The 18450-nt window shown below is 54.4% G+C and carries 17 protein-coding genes; 15 read left to right on the top strand and 2 right to left on the bottom strand.

Annotated elements, in window-relative coordinates; genetic code table 11:
* The first annotated feature begins 155 nt into the window (after positions 1-155).
* The 4 genes from htpG (at position 156) to Q8W22_RS09740 (ending at position 3616) form a co-directional block, all read left to right on the top strand.
* Complete coding sequence (gene htpG / locus Q8W22_RS09755; protein WP_305452255.1) at positions 156-2060, top strand: molecular chaperone HtpG; 1905 nt, start codon at positions 156-158, stop codon at positions 2058-2060.
* A gap of 169 nt (positions 2061-2229) precedes the next feature.
* Positions 2230-2805 carry a YfaZ family outer membrane protein gene (locus Q8W22_RS09750; protein WP_303431956.1) on the top strand — a complete coding sequence of 192 codons (576 nt, stop codon included), beginning with the start codon at positions 2230-2232 and terminating at the stop codon, positions 2803-2805.
* Between the two features lie 12 nt (positions 2806-2817).
* A complete protein-coding gene (locus tag Q8W22_RS09745) occupies positions 2818-3300 on the top strand; it encodes a DUF6586 family protein (RefSeq protein ID WP_368501369.1) in 483 nt (160 codons plus the stop codon).
* Between the two features lie 67 nt (positions 3301-3367).
* Positions 3368-3616 (top strand): hypothetical protein, encoded by a 249-nt coding sequence (locus Q8W22_RS09740; RefSeq protein ID WP_303431958.1) that lies wholly within the window; start codon positions 3368-3370, stop codon positions 3614-3616.
* Positions 3617-3687: 71 nt separating this feature from the next.
* Here Q8W22_RS09740 and Q8W22_RS09735 read toward each other — a convergent pair whose 3' ends face one another.
* On the bottom strand, positions 3688-4131 hold the full coding sequence (locus tag Q8W22_RS09735) for a cell division inhibitor SulA (RefSeq protein WP_303431959.1): 444 nt from the start codon (positions 4129-4131) through the stop codon (positions 3688-3690).
* Positions 4132-4188: 57 nt separating this feature from the next.
* On the bottom strand, positions 4189-4791 hold the full coding sequence (gene lexA, locus Q8W22_RS09730) for a transcriptional repressor LexA (RefSeq protein ID WP_303431960.1): 603 nt from the start codon (positions 4789-4791) through the stop codon (positions 4189-4191).
* Between the two features lie 509 nt (positions 4792-5300).
* On the opposite strand from lexA, the gene Q8W22_RS09725 reads away from it, so the two are divergent.
* The 11 genes from Q8W22_RS09725 (at position 5301) to Q8W22_RS09675 (ending at position 18442) form a co-directional block, all read left to right on the top strand.
* On the top strand, positions 5301-5678 hold the full coding sequence (locus Q8W22_RS09725) for a hypothetical protein (RefSeq protein ID WP_305452253.1): 378 nt from the start codon (positions 5301-5303) through the stop codon (positions 5676-5678).
* Between the two features lie 68 nt (positions 5679-5746).
* Positions 5747-6478, top strand: coding sequence for an SAF domain-containing protein (locus Q8W22_RS09720; RefSeq protein ID WP_303431962.1), 732 nt, complete (start codon positions 5747-5749; stop codon positions 6476-6478).
* Between the two features lie 474 nt (positions 6479-6952).
* Positions 6953-7624: an OmpA family protein gene (locus Q8W22_RS09715; protein ID WP_305452252.1), complete on the top strand. Its 672-nt coding sequence runs from the start codon at positions 6953-6955 to the stop codon at positions 7622-7624.
* Entirely contained in the window at positions 7621-9456 is a 1836-nt protein-coding gene (locus Q8W22_RS09710) for a pilus assembly protein N-terminal domain-containing protein (protein ID WP_305452250.1), read from the top strand. The genes Q8W22_RS09715 and Q8W22_RS09710 overlap by 4 nt, the downstream gene beginning before the upstream one ends.
* 71 nt (positions 9457-9527) lie before the next feature.
* Complete coding sequence (locus Q8W22_RS09705; RefSeq protein ID WP_305415320.1) at positions 9528-10214, top strand: M48 family metallopeptidase; 687 nt, start codon at positions 9528-9530, stop codon at positions 10212-10214.
* Positions 10211-11449, top strand: coding sequence for a CpaF family protein (locus Q8W22_RS09700; RefSeq protein WP_303431966.1), 1239 nt, complete (start codon positions 10211-10213; stop codon positions 11447-11449). The genes Q8W22_RS09705 and Q8W22_RS09700 overlap by 4 nt, the downstream gene beginning before the upstream one ends.
* 13 nt (positions 11450-11462) lie before the next feature.
* Positions 11463-12350, top strand: a complete 888-nt coding sequence (locus Q8W22_RS09695; RefSeq protein ID WP_305415316.1) for a type II secretion system F family protein — start codon at positions 11463-11465, stop codon at positions 12348-12350.
* Positions 12347-13174: a type II secretion system F family protein gene (locus Q8W22_RS09690; protein ID WP_303431968.1), complete on the top strand. Its 828-nt coding sequence runs from the start codon at positions 12347-12349 to the stop codon at positions 13172-13174. The genes Q8W22_RS09695 and Q8W22_RS09690 overlap by 4 nt, the downstream gene beginning before the upstream one ends.
* 38 nt (positions 13175-13212) lie before the next feature.
* Positions 13213-14373: a hypothetical protein gene (locus Q8W22_RS09685; protein WP_305415313.1), complete on the top strand. Its 1161-nt coding sequence runs from the start codon at positions 13213-13215 to the stop codon at positions 14371-14373.
* Between the two features lie 121 nt (positions 14374-14494).
* The gene (locus Q8W22_RS09680) at positions 14495-15400 is read left to right on the top strand and encodes a PhnD/SsuA/transferrin family substrate-binding protein (RefSeq protein WP_305452248.1); all 906 of its coding nucleotides are present in this window, start codon (positions 14495-14497) and stop codon (positions 15398-15400) included.
* Between the two features lie 6 nt (positions 15401-15406).
* The gene (locus Q8W22_RS09675) at positions 15407-18442 is read left to right on the top strand and encodes a response regulator (RefSeq protein ID WP_305452245.1); all 3036 of its coding nucleotides are present in this window, start codon (positions 15407-15409) and stop codon (positions 18440-18442) included.
* Positions 18443-18450: the final 8 nt, after the last annotated feature.

Here is an 18450-nt window from a genome sequence, read left to right as displayed (position 1 = left end):
TGGCGTTGATAGATGTCTCTTTGGGCTTGAAAAGCGATGGGCTGTCCCCACCTTGTAGCCATGACATGTAGCGACCACCCGTATTGTGAGTGGTCGCCGGTTTTTTGATACAGGTAACGGAGTACACCGCGGGTGTACTGAGACAGGAGACAGGCATGACCGTAGCTAGCAAAGAAACGCTTGGTTTTAAAACCGAAGTAAAACAACTGTTGCATTTGATGATTCACTCCTTGTATTCCAACAAGGAAATTTTCCTGCGTGAATTGATTTCCAATGCGTCGGATGCTTGCGACAAATTGCGTTTTGAAGCGTTACAAAACGACGCTCTGTTTGAAGGCCAGAGTGAACTGGCGGTGCATATCGATTTTGATGCCGATGCGCGCACCCTGACCATTACCGATAACGGCATTGGTATGAACCGGGATGATGTTATCAATCATCTGGGTACCATTGCCAAATCAGGTACTGCCGAGTTTCTTGGCAACCTGACTGGTGATCAAAAACAGGATTCCCAGCTGATCGGCCAGTTTGGTGTCGGTTTCTACTCTGCCTTTATTGTGGCCGACAATGTCGTGGTGGAAACCCGTCGTGCCGGAGAAGCAGCGGACCAGGGGGTTCGGTGGGAATCCGCCGGTGAAGGCGATTTCTCGCTGGAGCCAATCGATAAGCCTGAACGCGGTACAAAAATCATCCTGCATCTGAAAGCCGATGAAGCTGAGTTTGCTGATAACTACCGTCTGCGCTCACTGATCAAAAAGTATTCTGACCATATTGCGGTACCGGTTTTCTTGCCACCAGAAATCAGTGCCGATGACGAGGCTGAAGACAGCGAAGCCAGCAAGGCACCTGAAGCGGTTAACCAGGCCAAAGCCATGTGGACCCGCTCCCGTTCAGAATTGACGGATGAAGAGTATCAGGAGTTCTACAAGCATATTTCCCATGACTGGAATGAGCCACTGACCTGGATGCACAACAGGGTGGAAGGCAAACTGGATTACACCAGCCTGCTGTATATTCCCTCCAAGGCACCGTTCGACATGTGGAACCGCGACAGTGCCCGGGGCCTGAAGCTGTATGTGCAACGCGTCTTTATTATGGACGATGCCGAGCAGTTCCTGCCGCTGTACCTGCGTTTTGTAAAAGGGGTGCTGGACTCCAACGACCTGTCACTGAACGTCTCTCGTGAGATCCTGCAACAAGACAAGCAGGTCGACAGCATGCGTTCGGCACTGGTCAAACGTATCCTCGATACCTTGACCAAACTGGCGAAAAACGACAGCGAAAAATACCAGACCTTCTGGAACGAATTTGGTGACGTATTAAAAGAAGGCCCAGCGGAAGACAATGGCAACAAGGAAAAAATTGCCGCCTTGTTCCGCTTTGCCACTTCGACCAGCGAAGGCGAAGCCCAGACCGTTAGCCTGGCGGATTATGTCGCGCGTATGCATGAAGGCCAGACAAAAATCTACTACATCACCGCCGAATCCCACGCGGCTGCCATGGGTAGCCCACACATCGAATATTTTCGCAAAAAAGGTATCGAAGTCCTGTTGCTGACCGATCGTGTGGATGAGTGGATGATTGGTCATCTGAATGCCTTTGATGGCAAGTCATTCCAGGACATCACCAAAGGTGAGCTGGACCTTGATGAACTCGCTGATGAAGATGAAAAGAAACAACAGGAAACCCTGCAGGAAAGCCATAAAAGCCTGACTGAGCGGTTGGAAAAAGTACTGCCGGATGTCAAGGATGTACGAGTCACCTCACGGTTGACCGATTCTCCCGCCTGTCTGGTGGTCGGCCAGTTTGATATGGGTGGCCATATGCGGCGCATGCTGGAAGCCGCTGGTCAGTCGATGCCAGAGCCGGAGATTACGCTGGAAATCAACCCGACGCATCCGCTGATCGAGCGTCTGGATCATGAACAGGATGAAGACCGTTTTGCTGAACTGGCTGGTCTGATCCATGCCCAGGCGCAGTTGGCCGAAGGCAGCCAGTTGAAAAATCCGGCGGAATACGTAGGTAAACTGAACAAACTGCTGCTGGATCTGATGAAGTAAAGCGCGTGCGCCACCCGTGTTGGCGGGTGGCGAACTGCTTCAAATTAGCGTCAGTTTTTGTAATCTGTGCATGTTACCGATTGCCGGGCACTGCTAATATGCCCGCACTTGTTATTTGATGCCCCGGCCGCAGTTCTGCTGGCCGGGGTTTACTGTTTTTGGGGGAATTATGAAAGGAATGACTCTGGCTGTTCGTCGGGTTATGGCTGCTTCTGCACTGTCATGCCTGGCAATGAGTGCCCAGGCGGGTGGCGCTCTGGATCTCAGTCTCGCCAATGATGCTGTCCGTATTGCTTATGATGGTACGCAGGCAAGCTCAGGCTTGCATATGAACCTGTCGGCCCTGCACGATATGGACGATGGTAATATGCTGGGTGCCGGTGTACATGTTGTCGATTTGCGCAAGCCGCACGGTAATCTGTATATCGGAGTGGGTGCCAAGGCCTTTGCTTTTGAAAGTGATCACTACGATGGCGCAGCTCTGGGTGTTGGTGGCTTTTTCCGTGCTGCCATTCCAACTCATCCGGATGTCAGTTTCGCCGCTTACGCCTATTATGCGCCTGCGGTTGTCTCTTTTGGTGATGCCGAAAACCTGATCAACAGTGATTTTCGTGCCCAGTATGCGGTGATTCCTTCCGCCCGTGTCTATGCTGGTTATCGTTATAATGGTATCCGCGTCGAACATATGGATGAACGCTACAAGTTGGGTGATGGCTGGCATTTGGGCCTGACACTGGACTTCTGATCCGTGGCCGCCATGAACTGGGTTGGCCAGACCAATCAGCGCCTGTATCAATGCCGGCTGCTGCTGGAGCAATTACCTGCAGCCGCGGAGGCGAACCAGGGTCAGGCTTTGACTCAGGGGTTAAATGATGCAGCGCTGTTGCAGCTGCTGGCCGCTTATCGGTGTTATCTGAATGAGTTGGCACAGGCAGCCGGTGTGAACAGCCGAGTGGAATCGCTGCCACAATTGTTGCAGCAAACGTCTCTGGTGACGGGTGATATGCGCCAGTGGCAGGCGTTGTCCGAAGACGTGTTCAGCTGGTTTTACCGTTTTTTGCAAGCGGTGGAGCAGCTGGGTTGGCCAGCGCTATCAGGCGTGGAGCCAATGTTGGCGACGCGCCTGATTACCTCGACGGCCGACGATCCGGTGTCGGGGGATGGAGAGGATGTGTCCGGTTGGCTGGCCTGCTTTCATCAGCTTATCGATGAGCAACGAGCCAATCAGCGCGAATCCTGAAATTCTGCCCTGCGTGTGTTTGTCGCATCTGTGTTAGACTGATCAGTCACTTTTTATGAGACGATATATGGCACGCTTTTTCGAGATTATTGAGCTTTCCAATGGGGATGTTGCATTACGTCGGGCCGATGAGCAAGACGGTGATGCATTAATGCGAATCCACTTTTCAGAGGATGCCAAAGCCAGCTTGAGTGAGCACCATATGGATGTTGCACGTGTGATGTTGGAAGCCGGTGTCCGTAAGGTCAGCGAGCTGTCGGGCATGGATGTGGATGATGACTTTGATGTTGAAGAACACAGCTATCCGCTGCATTAAACGCTTCGCTGGGTAATGAAAAAACGGGTAGCCTGGCTACCCGTTTTTTATGCGTGACTGTTATATGTATGTCAGAGGTTTGGGCGGACCTGTACCAGTACGACATGGCTGCCACTCTGCCGTGCCAGACTATGCAAGCGGCGACGTTCACGCTGGCTGATATTCCCTTGCCATTCAATAATCAGGTGACTATTACCACTGTTGAGAATGCGTTGGCACAACAGTTGTTGGGTATCTGCCTGGAGATCGATATGAATAACCGGTGCCTTGTCGAGATTCATATCAGCCAGTGATCGTTTGTTCAGCGTCCGGTTCGGGCTGAGCCACATCAGCCAGCGGTCACTGGCATTACAATGCGCCAGCATGGGTAATAGCTGCATCGGCTGGATCGCGCTGTCATCAGAGACAATCACTTCGGTCAGGCTGCCACAGGCGTGTGGCTTGCTTGTTATCGGGTTGATACTCGTAAACGGCAATACGGGCTGACGATCGACTGGCAAGCTGAGTTGGCGCATACAAAACCTCGTGAATGACTACTGACCGATACTGGCTGTCTTGTCTGGGCGGATTGATTAGTGATTACGGCGGATGACTCCGACATACAAACCTTCGATATTGAATTCCTGCTGACGCAAATCGACTTCGATCGGTCGGTAGGCGTCGTTTTCGGCGTGTAACAGCACCTTGTTACGATTTTTTTCCAGGCGTTTGACGGTGACTTCGTTTTCGACCCGGGCCACCACAATCTGACCGTTACGGGCGCTTTCACACTTGTGTACCGCAATCAGGTCGCCATTAAAAATCCCGACGTTTTTCATGCTGTCGCCTTGTACTTCCAGCAGATAATCGGCACTTGGCTTGAAGAAATTGGCGGGCAAGCTGCAATATTCCTCGATATGTTCCTGGGCAAGGATCGGCTCACCGGCAGCCACGCGGCCAACGACTGGCAGGCCTTCCGGTTCCGTGCCGATAATCCGGATACCCCGGGAGGCACCGGGCATGATGGCGATTGCGCCTTTGCGTGCCAGTGCCTTGAGATGTTCTTCTGCGGCGTTGGGGGATTTGAATCCCAGTTCCTTGGCGATTTCTGCACGAGTGGGTGGAAAACCGGTTTCTTCCAGTGCGGATTTGATCAGGTTGAGTACCTGCTGCTGTCTGGCGGTGAGCTTGATCATAGGGTTTCCATATCTGTTTATCTGTACAGTAGATGTGAATATATACAGTAAAAAACACTGTGTAAACCCACAGTAGTTGATCTTTTCCGGATCGGTTGCCTGCGAGGTTCCGGCACTGGGCTGTTTCTGATTCCCAAATTACTTTTCATTTTGCGAATCAAAAAACGTCATGCCATGGCAAAGTCAGGTATTGAGAGGCATTACGTTTTGTTATTGAGCTGATATTCAGGGTTTCTGGTGCAGGCCAGGATATTTTATAAAATATTCCGGCATCGCTGTAACCCGCATTAATAAAGGGTTTTTATGTTTATTTGGCTGGCAAATATGGTGTTTTTGTATCGCCGGATACGCCGCTGGAAAGGGTATTTCAAAAATTGGCACAACGGCTGCAATACCCATGTAACCCCGGTTAACGACTGGCTAGAGCAGAGTAAACAAGGGGTTAACAATGAAATGCTTGAACGTTTTTACAGCCTATAAAATACCTAAAATGCAATGAGGATTACATTATGACAACTTCAATTACGGCGCATAAAACCAGACAGGGTGGTTTCGTTATGACCTCGGAGCTGGTGCTGCTGGTGACTACCATGGTGGTCGGTTTGACAGTGGGTCTGGTGACCATGCGCGATGCACTGACAGCAGAAATGGAAGACGTTGCGGAAGCCATTGGCAGCCTGGATCAGACCTACGCATTTAATGGTCTGGTGAATGGCGAAAGTACCGCCGCTGTCGAAGGGTCGGTTTATGGCGACGCGCCAGATGTGATTGCCGGGGACAATACCGAGTTTACCTTCGTCACCTCCACCGCACTGGAAGGTGGTGCAACGGCTGCCAGTCTGGGTGCCAGTTCTGCTGCTGTTGCAGGGACCTTGACTGCTCCTTGATCGCCTGATCAGGTTCTGACCAATGGGTCAGAACCTTTATTCGTTCAGTGGTTACGGAGGAATGGATCATGAAACGCAGATTAAACGGCAGTGCCATTGTTGGTTTGACGGTATTTTCTATTTCAGCGTTGCTGACCGCGGTGCTGGGATATCGTCAGATCGACAAGATGAATTACCACACGGTGCTGGTGGCTAACCAGACCTTGACCGCCGGTACCCTGGTGACTGAAAACACACTGACGATGCGCGAAATTGAAAAAACGGATCGACAGGCGCTGGATGCCAGTCTGGTGGTCGGCAAGGTGCTCAAGGTGGCTAAACAAGCGGGCATGCCTTTTTATTTTGGTGAGCTTGCGGCTCCGGATATCCCGACGTTATCGGAACGACTGGCGGATAATCGTGTTTTATATACCTTGACCGTCAGCCACGGTTCCATCCCGGTTTCGCAAATACAGTCTGCAGACCGTTTTGATGTGCTGGTCAAGAATGCCCAGGGCGTGCGTAAGGCGGCCAGTAATATTCGTATGGTCGGTTCCATGAAAGCGCTGCGGGCAAGTGCGGGTAAATCGGGCAATCATTTGTCGTATCAGGGAGATACCACGCTGGTGATTTCGATCTTGCCGGAAGAGGTGTATCCGCTGGCGGCGATCAATAATTCGGATACCGTCAGTCTGGTGCTGCATAATCCGGCGACGGCAGAGGTGGCCACCCAGGCTGTCTGGATGCCGACAGCACCGCAGAATCATACGATTGATGTTTATTCCGGGCTGACGAAAAAAACTGTCATTGTTCATCGCTAGGCCGGAGCCAGACTCCGGTTTTACTGTTTTTGCCTGAGTGGTGAGTGGGCAGCGGCGTTTGTTCCTTGCCCTTGCCCTTGCCCTTGCCCTTGCCGATCAGAGTTTATCCTGTCTCTGTCTCTGTCTCTGTCTCTGTCTCTGTCTCTGTCTCTGTCTCTGTCTCTGTCTCTGTCTCTGTCTCTGTTTTTATCCTCGTTACGGTCTGTGGCGCCGAACTTTGCTGTTCGATCTTCGTGCTCCCTCCTGGGGTTGCCTCCAGCCGTTTATGCGCGACTATTCTTGTCTGTTCTTGCCCGTCCGCATATTGCGATTCGCTCTGGCTGGTTTCGCATTTTGCAATGCAATTTGAGTAATCGCTGTGCGGTTGTATTTCGATAATTATAAGTTGTTGAATTTTAAGGTAAAAATTTAAAATTCTAGTTGGTATGCGTCCTGCAAACACCCTCTGACTACATTCAACAGAAGGGGGTTGATGTGCCGAACTTTATTCAACAGATGATCGTGATCGGACTGGGTGTCTTGTCTGTCATTATGCCTGTCAACGCCGCCGGTGAGACGTCTTACCCTGCTACTTACCCGGTTACGGTACCTGCAACAGGGCATCGTGAGCAGGTGTTTACGCCACCGCATGAGCTGGACTGCCGCCGGGAAAACGGCTTTCAGGTCTGTGAAACCCGGCTGGATCAGGATGCGGTCACAACGCCGATGATTTATTGCTCGGTGCATTTACCGGATGAAGCCAGTCCGTCACAGGCAACCGCGGTGGATATCCAGCGTCTGGTTTATCTGGGTTACAACGCATTCGATACCGATAAGGCAGAAGTAAAAGCCGCAGAAGTTGAGCACCTGCTGGCCTGGGCCAAGCTTAATAAAAACCGTGATGAAGCCATTCTGATTCTGGCGACAACCGATATACGTGGTGATGAACTTTATAACCGCAAGCTGGCTTATCAGCGGGCGCTGGCGGTGTACCAGTACCTGTCGACCTTCGGCATCCGTCGCATCCAGATCAGTATTCAGGGCCGGCCGCTGCGGACGGGGGATTATCACGATTATCCGCCTCAACATTCCCATTATCGCCGGATTGAACTGTATCAGGGCGGCGATTCCTGTCGTTCACTCAGGCAGCCAGGAGCTATGTCATGAAATACTTTTTTTCGCTGCTGGCGACCTTGGTACTGGTGTCATTACCTGCGATGGCCGATACCAGCAACCCACTGAATTACATTGAGCAGGCCAATGGTGAGCGTTCGGAAAAAATCGATGAATTGATGCGCTGGACACATGTTCGTTTTGTCTTTAACCGGGAATTGCGCCGCGTTGCGGTAGGGCAGGAGTCGATCGCCGAGATCGATGTACTGAATGAAAAAGAATTGCTGGTGTTGGCCAAAGACGTCGGCAAGACCAGCATGATGGTGTGGTTCGTGGATGGCAGCAGCCATGCCTATATGTTGAGTGTCACGGCCGATCTGTCGTTTCTGGAGACTGCATTAAAAAATATCGACGCCAATATTCGTATCGAAGCGGCACCGGACCGCCAGGTCTTGCTGCTCAGTGGCAGTGTGGGTTATCAGCATCAGAAAGACACCGCCGAGCGGGCGGTATCCCGTTATTTGCAGCGTCAGGGTGGGCTGGTTAACCAGGGGTTGGTGAGCGATGCGCCGTTGGCCGATATCTACCAGAACTCGTTACCGCTGATCAACCTGATCCGTGTCCGTCATCAGGCGGAGAAAATTGAAGATCGTATTGGCCGTGCCCTGAAGGAAATCGGCACGGATTCCGTCAGGGTGCGGCGCATTCGGCAGCAGGCCCGTTTTAATGGCGAGGACGATACCTTGATGCTGGAGGGCGAAGTACAAACACAGGCTGAGCTGTCGCGGGTATTGGCGGTGGTGTCGCGTCTGTTTATTCGCCCGGATGAGGATGAAATCTTGCTCAACAGCCTGATTCAGATTTATGCCGACGAAGCGGGTCGTGTGGTGTCGTCGCCCCAGGGTGGCACCAATCAGGGCATTGTTCAGGCAACAACGGCCGAGCTGTCGCGGGCCAATGTACTGTCCATTGCCGGTGGCCGGGTGCTGTCGATGATCCGGGTGAAAGACATTCCCCAGTTACGGGTCTCGGTGCAGATGTATGAGGTCAGTCTCAGTCGTCTGAAAGAGTGGCAGCCGGGCATTGGTCTGAGCTCCAATGCCGCCGATACGTCGACGGCTCTGGGCAACGACAGTCTGGAGACCGCGCTGAATATTTTTAACGGGGCCTTGTCCGGGCAGTTGCAGATCGCCGGGCAACAGGCGTCGTTAAATGCGCTGTTTTCGATGCTGGAATCAGAAGGCATTTCCCGCACCTTGTCGAAACCAACAATCACCTTGATGTCCGGAGACACCGGTACCATTCAGGTGGGTGGGGAAGTTCCAATCCGGACGACCTACACGAACTTTGGTCAAAGTACCGATAGCAGTGCACTGGGTGACGCGCTGTTAAGCAGTACCGAGTTCAAGTCATACGGTATCGAGCTCACTGTCAGTGCGGTGATCGATGAGACCGATCATATCGCCTTGCAGCTGAACCCCAGTGTCTCCACGCCGGATACTGCGCTGTCCCAGCACATTACCGACAGTACCGGTTCGACACTGGACACCACGGCCTTTGATGTCCGCAGTATCAATACGTCAACCCGGCTGCGTGATGGCCAGCCACTGATATTGGGTGGCCTGGTATCGCGGGATCAGTCCGAGAGTAACCAGTCGTTGCCGTTCCTGTCGCAGATTCCATTCCTGGGCAAGCTGTTCAGTTCCGATGTGTCCAGCTATCGCGACCGTGAACTGGTGATTGTGGTGACGCCGACCATTGTACGGGAGCCTTTGCATCAGACGGCCTTGTGGGAATTTGCCGACAGCAGTGAATTGCTGCAATGGGCAGTCAACCCCATGCCGTTGAATCATCATTCTTCTATCTCCGGGGAGGCACGACCATGAAGCCTGCAACGCCTGTTATAACAACTCTGAAGCTGGCCTTGGTGGGATTATTGCTGACAGGGTGTGCGTCCATGTCTCCTGAGTCCCAAACCGATTATGCCCCGGAAGAAGCCCTGACCCGGCAGTTGGCTGCCTTGCAGTCATCGGAGGATTTCAGTAGCGGTTGTGTGGATCCATCAAGCCAGCGCTCGGGTGTCCGTGACTGTTTGCGCCACCTGCGTGCGCTGGATGAGCTGGTGTTGCTGCACCCTTATCATGAACGTATCCGGATGGCGGCGGCGGTGATGCACTACCGCGTTGGTGATGTTAATGCTGCCCAGGAACTGCTGGATCAGCTGGTCTGGCTGCCCAGTCCGCGGCCGGAGGCCCGTCTGCTTCGCAGCCGGATTGCACTGGAGCAAGGCAACTTGCGGTTGGCAGGCAGCCTGTTGGAAGAAGCGTTGATGCAATCCCCGGATTACCCGGAAATCAGGGAAGGTCTGGCCGCCGTCCGCTATGTGTCGGGTGATTATGTGCAGGCCGAGCAATTATTGGAACAGGCCGGTCGGTTGGGGTCTCCAGCCTGGCGCATTCAGTATCTGCAAGGGCTGGTACAGGAAGCACAATCCCATCCGGATCTGGCGTGCAGCCATTACAGCCAGGCATTGGCGATCAAGCCGGATCATCGGGCCTCCAGAGGCCGTCTGACCGGGCTGTCATACCACCCCGTTTGCTACCAGTATCTGCAAATGAGCCTGGAGATGGAGGTGTCCTTATGACCCAGGCCGAGAGGATGGATGAAGCGCTGATTCCACTGGCATCGGAAGAATACAGCCACCTGCGCCGCCGACTGCATCGGCGGGTGCTGGAAGGGCTGGAAGGTGTGTCCGAACACTCGGTGGTGGATCGGGTGGCCCTGATTCGACATCTGCAAGAGCATCTGGATGACTTGCTGGCAAGCCATGGCCGTGCATTGGCGGACGGGGTGCGCAGCCAGTTATTGGGCACCGTGGCCGATGAAATCCAGGGGCTGGGGCCAATTACCGAGCTGATGCTGGACCCACGGATATCCGACATTCTGATCAACGGCTATAACGATATCTGGGTTGATCGCAACGGCCGTCTGGAGCGCACCAGTGTCGCTTTTGATGGCAATGACCATTTGTTGCGCTTTCTGAACCGGATTCTGAGCCAGCAGGGGCGGCATATTGATATGGGCAACCCGATTGTGGATGCCCGGCTGAGCGATGGCAGCCGCCTGAATGCCGTGATTGCGCCGCCGTCTCCCCGTGGCCCGGTGATCTCCATTCGTCGTTTCCGGCTGACACCGCTGACGTCGGACGACCTGATCGAACGAGACTTTATGACCCCGGCGATGTGGGCCTATTTATCGGATGCTATCTGCCAGGGCGCAAACATGGTGATTGCCGGAGGCTCTTCGGCGGGCAAGACCAGTCTGCTGAATGTGTTGTCGGGCCAGATTCCCTTGACCGAACGGATTATCACCATTGAAGAAACCCAGGAACTGACGCTGGATCACCCCCATGTCGTGACGCTTGAATCCCGGCTGGGAAATGGTGAAGGGCTTGGTGTTATCCGCCTGACTGACTTGCTCAAAACGGCGTTACGGATGCGGGCAGACCGCATCATTGTCGGTGAGGTGCGAGGGGATGAAGTGTTCGACATGCTGCAGGCCATGAACGTCGGCCACGATGGCAGCATGACCACCGTGCATGCCAACAGCCCTAGAGATGTGCTTAACCGGTTTGAATATCTGGCACTGAAAAGCCTGCCGACGATGCCTCCGGCCATGATCCAGCAAATGATCGCGTCAGCGATCGATGTGATCGTTCATCTGCAGCGGGATGCCGATGGTCATCGGCGTATCGCCAGCATTGCCACCCTGACCCAGTCGGATACTCGTACCGAACTGGAAATCCGCTTTCAGGCGGCGTCCGCCACGATCAATAAAACGACTTATGAAACGACATCGACCTATGGGCCGAGGAGTTAGCAGAGGTGAGGCAATGATTGATTATCTGGGCGTATTGTTGGCGGCACTGGTCAGTCTGATCTCCGGCGGGCTGTTCTTCTTTCTGCGTGACCGGGCCTGGTCGGAATCCTGTCTGACAATCGGTGCGACGGAACAGCGTTCCGGTTTTCATCGCTGGCAGCACCGCATGAACCAGCGCTTGAGCACGCTTGGTATTCGTTTTGGCGTGCTGCTGCTGGGGACCGGTGTGTTTCTGGTGGCTGCTGCGGTACTGCTGGCGATGCTGACGCTGTTTCCGACGCATTATCTGGCCGCCACCGGTGCCGCCACTGGTGTGGTTATGCTGGCGGTCATTGTTATGAAAGATGGCCTGGCGTTCCAACAGAACCGGTTTGAACAACAACTGTACGAAGCCATGGAATTGATGTCGGCATCGCTGATGGTGGGGGTGCCCATCACCGACGGTTTGCGGACGGTGGCCCACTCATCCAAAGGGGCGTTTCGTCTGGAAATGCAGCGGGTTCTGCATCGTCTGGATGGCGGACTCAGTGCCGATCAGTCCTTCAGTTTGCTGAACCAGCGTTACCCCAATGAAGGGGTGCGGGCGTTTACGGCGGCAGTTGACTCCAGCTGGAACACCGGCGGCGACCCGCTAACCCTGATTCGATCGGTACGCAACCTGCTCAAGCGGCGACTGGATACCCGTGCCGAAATCCGCACCGGGCTGTCCAGCCTGCTGTCGGCATCGGTTTTTATCGGCTTGTTTCCCTACCTGTTGATTCTGGTTTTCCAGTGGAAAGATCCAACCTGGCTGACCCTGATTGTTGAGCATCCGAAAGGGCCAACACTGGTGGTACTGGCGGTACTGACCCAGCTGCTGGGGTTCTTCTGGCTACGTTACCTGGCGAGGCAAAGTCTATGACGTCCATGAATCTGATTGATGCGTTATTACTGGGACTGCTGGTCACCATCCTGCTGGGCGCGATGGTGATCTGGGGGCTGCCGCTACAAGGCAGGGCCAGGCTGGATGCCGATCATTCACTGCTGTACACCAACCACTGGATCGCCCCGCGCAAACTGGTACGGCAAGCCGGGCTGTCCCCGGATGGCGTTGCACTCTGGTTTGTGCCGTCGAGTCTGATTCTGATGCCGCTGACGTTTTTACTGACCCTGAACGAGTTTGGTCTGGTGTGGCCGCTGGCCTTGCTGGTGGGCATGCTGGCGACCAGCTTGCCGTTACTGGTTTTGTTGTTGTTGCGGGGCCAGCGTGTTGCCGAAGTACGGCAGCGACTGCCGTTTTTTATCGACATGCTGGCTGCCTATCTGGCGGCGGGAGTGAGCTTGCCGCAGGCGCTGAAAACCAGCATCGATGTGTGTCATCGCAAGGATGATGTGCTGGTGATGGAGCTGGGGCTGGTGATGCGGGAAATTGAATTGGGAGTCTCGCAGGACGATGCCTTTGATGCGCTCCGGTTCCGTTTGCCCTGCCTTGAAATCGAACGGCTGGCCGCCCTGGTGCAGATGGGCAGTCGCATGGGGGTTCCCTTGTGTGAAAGCCTGCGGGCGTTTGCGGAGTCCATGAGTACTCGTCAGCAGCAATGGGTGCGCAAGCTGATTGCCCGCCGCAGCCTGGTGTCATTGTTCCCGATGTTACTGGTGGCCTTTCCTGTGTTTGGGGTGCTGGTGGTCTTTCCTGCTGTTCACAAAATATACCGGTTGTTTCAGGAATTGGGCGTTTCGCTTTGATTCTACCACTCTCAATACACCTGATGATGGAGGGCGTTATGAGTCAGGCATCGCCAAAACGGCAGCAAGGATTCGTGATTACCATGGAATTACTGCTAATTACGACTATTTTGATATTAGGGTCTCTGGTGGGGCTGGTAGCAATTCGTGATGCGTTGTTCAAACACAAGGTGCAGCAACAGAACATGACCCCCAAGGTACTGGACCAGCAAGGCCGGCTGCTGGGAGAGCCTGTGGCCTATGATGAGCACGAAGCGCCCTTGCTGGCCTATATCGACCGTAGCACCGATCCGTTGGGGCGGGTGCTGATTGGCATCCGGGATGATCGGTTCTCCAGCCGGGAAGCGGTGTATTTCGATAGCGCCAGCTGTCAGGGTGATCCGTGTATCAAAAGTGTCAGTGATGAACTGACCGACAGCCAGGGAGCATCCCGCTTGAACCGGAGCGGTAATGTCAGCTATCTGAACGCCCTGCAAGGCGGAGCGAATTATGCGGTGGGGCCAGGCAGCGATGGTTTGCCGGGTTTTTTGTATCGGGAGAGTCCGGAGCAATGTGACTTTGATCTGGACGACGTGCAATCGCGCTGGCACTCCCAGAGCGTTGTGACCGGGTTGCCCTGCGAGGAGCTGACGGTGGAAGACATGAGTGTCCCGGCATACACCGGGTGCCTGCTGAATGTGACGCCATTGCTCACCGATCCGCTGGACCCGACCAGTCTTGACCTGAATTGTTCGTGCCCTGCGGGGACTACCGACCAGTTTAATCTGATTGATCAGGTAGCGCCTCTGGTCGGGGATTTGTACGACCAGACCTTTGCCACGCTGGGCGTGCTGATTGCTCCGCCTTTTGACAGTGATGGGCTGGGCACAATTTGTTGTGAAACTCCCTCGGAGTTGAACGAATCCGGGTTGGTCGAAACCCTGGCGTATCTTGTCTTGAAAGACCAGCTGAGCCAGCTGGCCTTGTCTGCCCTGGAGCAGGCCGAGCTGGAGTCGCTGCTGGAATCATTGCTGAGTCCCGCTGAGCTGACCTGCAAACCAACCCTGCCTTTGCGGGCAGCTGAATCGGTTGCCAGTGCGGATGACCCGGCAATGAATGCTCTGGAACCATTTGAGCCGCCGTTTCGGGTCACACTGCCAGCGGCGGCGTCGGATGTCTGGATCAGCACACCACCCGATGGTGTGGAAGGGCGCCCTTGATGGCGAGGGGCACGGCAGGTCGGAGAGAACGATTGGCTTGTGGTTTATAGCAACACAATCAGTAGGTGAGTGTTTTGGGTCAGACATTGCCGGACAAACAACCTTGATGAGGCAACAAGTCATGATGAAACAATGGTTACGCGTGGGAGTGATATGGCTGTTGACCGGCGTAACGATGGCAGTGGCGGCCGGCATGACCCTGTTAACGGCGACGGCAGCGGCTTCAGAGGCTCCGGTGGTCACCGCTGCAGCGGCAGAGACACAGACACAGACACAGATAGCAACGCTGACATTCGGTGTGGTGCCGCAACAAGCGGTGACCAGAATGTTGCGGGAATGGACGCCCTTGCTGCGCGTCATCAGTGACGAGACAGGGGTGGCAATACGCTTCGCCACGGCACCCAATATCCCGGCCTTTGAGCAACGTGTGCGCGATGGCCTGTACGACATTGCGTATATGAGTCCGTATCACCTGACGGTGTTTGCCGATGACCCGGGTTATGTGCCCCTGGTGCGGGTACAGAACAGGCAGATCAAGGGCATTATTGTTGTAAACCAGGCGTCGACCTTGACCCGGCTGGACGAACTGCACGGGCAGACGCTGGCATTTCCATCGGTGGGAGCCTTTGCCGCCACTTTGCTGACGCAGGCCAGTCTGGGCCTGAAAGGCATCGATTTTGGCAGCCAGTATGTTGGCTCTCATGATGCGGTTTATCAGGCCGTTGCGGCAGGGTTTTACCCGGCGGGAGGCGGCATTATCCGTACCTTTAATCTGCTGGATACCTCAATCAAGGACCAGCTGAGGGTCTTGTGGACCTCGCCCGGTTATACCCCTCACGCCATTGCGGCTCATCCACGGTTGTCACCGGCACTGCGTCAACGGCTGGTGGCGGCGTTTACTGAATTGCCGCATGAACCTGGTATCGACACCACCCTCGAGGCTTTGGGAATGGAAGGCTTTATCGCCGCCCAATACGCCGACTGGAATGATGTCAGGGCGTTACATATTCAACCTTCCGACAGGTAGCACTCGATGTCCTTGAAACTGAAAACCATTGTTGGCGTCGCGGCTATTGAAGCAGTCTTTCTGATCTTGCTGGTGTGGCAGGCCATGCAGATCCTGACCCTGTCCAATCAGCAGGCGCTGGAAACCCGAGCGCAAGAAACCGTTGGCCTGTTTGGCACCCAGGTCGAAAATGCCCTGATCGCCACCGATCTGGCCACTCTGAACGAGATGGTCGATCAGCTGATGGCGCAGGGCAATATTGAATACGTCAGGATACTCGATCAGCGCGGTATTCTGGCCAGTGCCGGTGTCCCTGAAAAGCATGACTGGAACTTTCAGCGCGACCTTAATTTTGGCGATATTCACGATGGCATGTTGGATGTCGACTATCAGGTGTTCGAAGAGGATATTTATCTGGGCACCATACAGCTGGGCATATCAACAACCGGACTGGGTTTTCTGATTAGTGAATCAAAAACGCGGCTGATCGGGATCGCATTGGCCGAATTATTTATGGTTGCGCTGGTTTCATGGATTCTGGGCTGTTACCTGACCCGCACCTTGTCGCACCTGACCCGGCAGGCCCAGCGTCTGTCGAAAGGAGAAATGGTCGAGCCATTACCGGTGAATGGCCGGGATGAGTTGGCCGTTACCGTCCAGTCGTTTAACGACATGGTGGAGAAGCTGGCCCAGGCGAGAGAAGAGGATGCGATCAAATCCGCCGTTTACGAGGCCAGCCTGGATGCCATGATTACGCTGAACAAGCAGGGTAATATCATCGAATTCAGTAGCGCGGCAGAGCTGATTTTTGGCTGGCGGCGTGAGGATATCATTGGTAAAAAAGTGGAAGAGACCCTGGTGCCAGAAGAGCTGATCGATGGCCATCTGGCGCGACGGAAAGCCTTGTTAAGTGCAAAACAGTACTATGGGCAAGGGGCTCGACGGGAAACCGTTATGCTGACCCGGGCCGGGGAGCGTATACCGGTCGAGGTCTCTTCTGTTATCTTCAAGAGCCAGAAAAACACCTATTTTACGGCGTTTGTACGCAATATCTCCGAGCAGAAAAACAATCAGGCCCAGTTGGTAGCGGCGAAAGAAACCGCAGAACTCGCCAGTCAGGCCAAGTCCCGCTTCCTGTCCCATATGAGTCATGAAATACGCTCGCCACTCAACGCCGTGATGGGGATCTTGCAGTTACTGGAGCTGGAATCCTTATCGGCCAGTCAGCGGCGTTTATTGACCATTGCCGATACTGCCGGGAGCAGCTTGCTGGCGGTGATTAATGAAATTCTGGATTTTTCCCGGATTGAAGCAGGCAACTTGCACACGGATTATGCAACGGTTGATCTGGCCGATATGACCAGCTGCTTGCTCACCACACTGGAAAGCAAGCTCGATACCGATCAGGTTGAGCTGTTTTGCCAGATCGAAAACGGCGTGCCCTGTCGGGCAGAGTTTGATGTTGATCATACGATCCAGGTGATTCGAAACCTGGTGGATAACGCCATCAAGTTTACCGACAAAGGATTGATTCGCCTTAAAATCGCCCTGGTGCCAGGCACAGGGCAGACATCGTGCCTGGCGATATCCATCCATGATACCGGTCGTGGTATTCCGGCAGCCCAGTTGAAAGATGTTTTTCATGAGTTTGAGCAGGTCCATGCCCGTGAGGATACCCGCGCCGGAGGCATTGGCCTGGGGTTGGCGATTGTCAAACGTTTGGTTGTCTGGATGGGAGGCACGGTGGATGTCAGCTCAACCCCGAATCTGGGCAGTGTATTCCGTTTTACTGTGCCGCTACGTTCCTTCGAAATGATCCGGCAGGCCACACCGCCACCCTTGCAATTCCGCCGCGTGATTCTGGTTACCGGCAACGAGGCGTTGCAGCAGGCAATTGAAGAGTGTGTACAACCGCTGGAGGTTGCCCTGTCGGCGTTTGCTTCCCTGGCGCACTTCAAAGCCAGCCAGCAGGAGCGCCAGCCGACGTCGACCGAGGTGGTATTGATCGATGAGGCCGAACTGCCAGCCACAGGACAAGAACTCGACTGGTATCAGCAGCTGTCCATAAGCAAGGTGCGGCTGACCCGATTGGGGCAGGATCAATCTGTCCCCTGTTCTGAACAGGAAAGCGTGCTGTACAAACCCCTGTCATATCAGAAAATTGAACGTCTGCTGCGCGGGCAAGCCTGCGATGAAGCGGCAACGCCCAGCCAGACTGCGACCGTGACGGGCAGCCATAACCGTATCCTGATTGTGGAAGATATCGAAGCGAACCGGATTGTACTGGGCGGAATACTGACCAAGTCGGGTTATCAGGTCGATCATGCCTGTAACGGTGTTGAAGCCTTGCAGGCGCTGGAAGTGGGTCATTACGATATTGTGCTGATGGATTTGCATATGCCGGTGATGAATGGCATTGCTGCAGTGGCCCGGCTCAGGGCCTGCCCCGGTACAAATCAGCATATTCCCGTAGTTGCTTTGACCGCCAATGCCGAGAAAAGTGAAATGCAACGGTGCCTGGCCGCCGGCATGAATGACTTTGTCAGCAAACCCTTTTTTACCAAAAACCTGTTGGCCGTTATCAACCGACAGGTGTATCAGCATCAACAGTTGCACGATACACCGCCTGAGGCAGCGCCAGACGATGCACCGGGTCATGCTGCCAGTGTGGCCCGTCAGGCCGCGGCGCAGGCAGAGCTGGACGCGCGACTGCTGCACAAGGCAACGCTGGAAAAGCTGGCCGCCGAAACATCTTTGCAGGCGTTACCACGGATGCTGAACAGCTTTATTGCCGAGCTGACCCGGCGGATGGACGATCTGGATCGCGCGCTGGAGAGCAATAACCCGCAGGAACTGGGGAGTCAGGCCCATGCCCTGAAAAGCAGTTCGGCGGTGTTTGGTGCTCTGGCGCTGCAACAGGCAGCGCAACAGCTGGAGCAGCTGTGTTATGGCAATGCAGCGGATTTTGCGCGGGTAATCAGCGCGACTCAGGAACTGATGTTACTGGTCCGGCAAACGCTGGAATGTTATCGCAACTACATGCAGTCGATGGCTGCTGAATAGGCTGAATA

The organism is Oceanobacter sp. 1_MG-2023 (genome assembly GCF_030689025.1).
Taxonomy (GTDB): Bacteria; Pseudomonadota; Gammaproteobacteria; order Pseudomonadales; family Oceanobacteraceae; genus Oceanobacter.
This window is presented reverse-complemented; position numbering and strand designations above follow the sequence as displayed.

Excerpts from the sequence above, each read along its gene's own strand:
- Q8W22_RS09725 (WP_305452253.1), top strand. The coding sequence starts at position 5,301 with ATGACAACTTCAATTACGGCGCATAAAACCAGACAGGGTGGTTTCGTT.
- Q8W22_RS09700 (WP_303431966.1), top strand. The coding sequence starts at position 10,211 with ATGACCCAGGCCGAGAGGATGGATGAAGCGCTGATTCCACTGGCATCG.
- Q8W22_RS09705 (WP_305415320.1), top strand. The coding sequence starts at position 9,528 with ATGTCTCCTGAGTCCCAAACCGATTATGCCCCGGAAGAAGCCCTGACC.
- Q8W22_RS09690 (WP_303431968.1), top strand. The coding sequence starts at position 12,347 with ATGACGTCCATGAATCTGATTGATGCGTTATTACTGGGACTGCTGGTC.
- Q8W22_RS09685 (WP_305415313.1), top strand. The coding sequence starts at position 13,213 with ATGAGTCAGGCATCGCCAAAACGGCAGCAAGGATTCGTGATTACCATG.
- Q8W22_RS09745 (WP_368501369.1), top strand. The coding sequence starts at position 2,818 with ATGAACTGGGTTGGCCAGACCAATCAGCGCCTGTATCAATGCCGGCTG.
- Q8W22_RS09750 (WP_303431956.1), top strand. The coding sequence starts at position 2,230 with ATGAAAGGAATGACTCTGGCTGTTCGTCGGGTTATGGCTGCTTCTGCA.
- Q8W22_RS09675 (WP_305452245.1), top strand. The coding sequence starts at position 15,407 with ATGTCCTTGAAACTGAAAACCATTGTTGGCGTCGCGGCTATTGAAGCA.
- lexA (WP_303431960.1), bottom strand. The coding sequence starts at position 4,791 with ATGATCAAGCTCACCGCCAGACAGCAGCAGGTACTCAACCTGATCAAA.
- Q8W22_RS09710 (WP_305452250.1), top strand. The coding sequence starts at position 7,621 with ATGAAATACTTTTTTTCGCTGCTGGCGACCTTGGTACTGGTGTCATTA.
- Q8W22_RS09680 (WP_305452248.1), top strand. The coding sequence starts at position 14,495 with ATGATGAAACAATGGTTACGCGTGGGAGTGATATGGCTGTTGACCGGC.
- htpG (WP_305452255.1), top strand. The coding sequence starts at position 156 with ATGACCGTAGCTAGCAAAGAAACGCTTGGTTTTAAAACCGAAGTAAAA.
- Q8W22_RS09740 (WP_303431958.1), top strand. The coding sequence starts at position 3,368 with ATGGCACGCTTTTTCGAGATTATTGAGCTTTCCAATGGGGATGTTGCA.
- Q8W22_RS09695 (WP_305415316.1), top strand. The coding sequence starts at position 11,463 with ATGATTGATTATCTGGGCGTATTGTTGGCGGCACTGGTCAGTCTGATC.
- Q8W22_RS09720 (WP_303431962.1), top strand. The coding sequence starts at position 5,747 with ATGAAACGCAGATTAAACGGCAGTGCCATTGTTGGTTTGACGGTATTT.
- Q8W22_RS09735 (WP_303431959.1), bottom strand. The coding sequence starts at position 4,131 with ATGCGCCAACTCAGCTTGCCAGTCGATCGTCAGCCCGTATTGCCGTTT.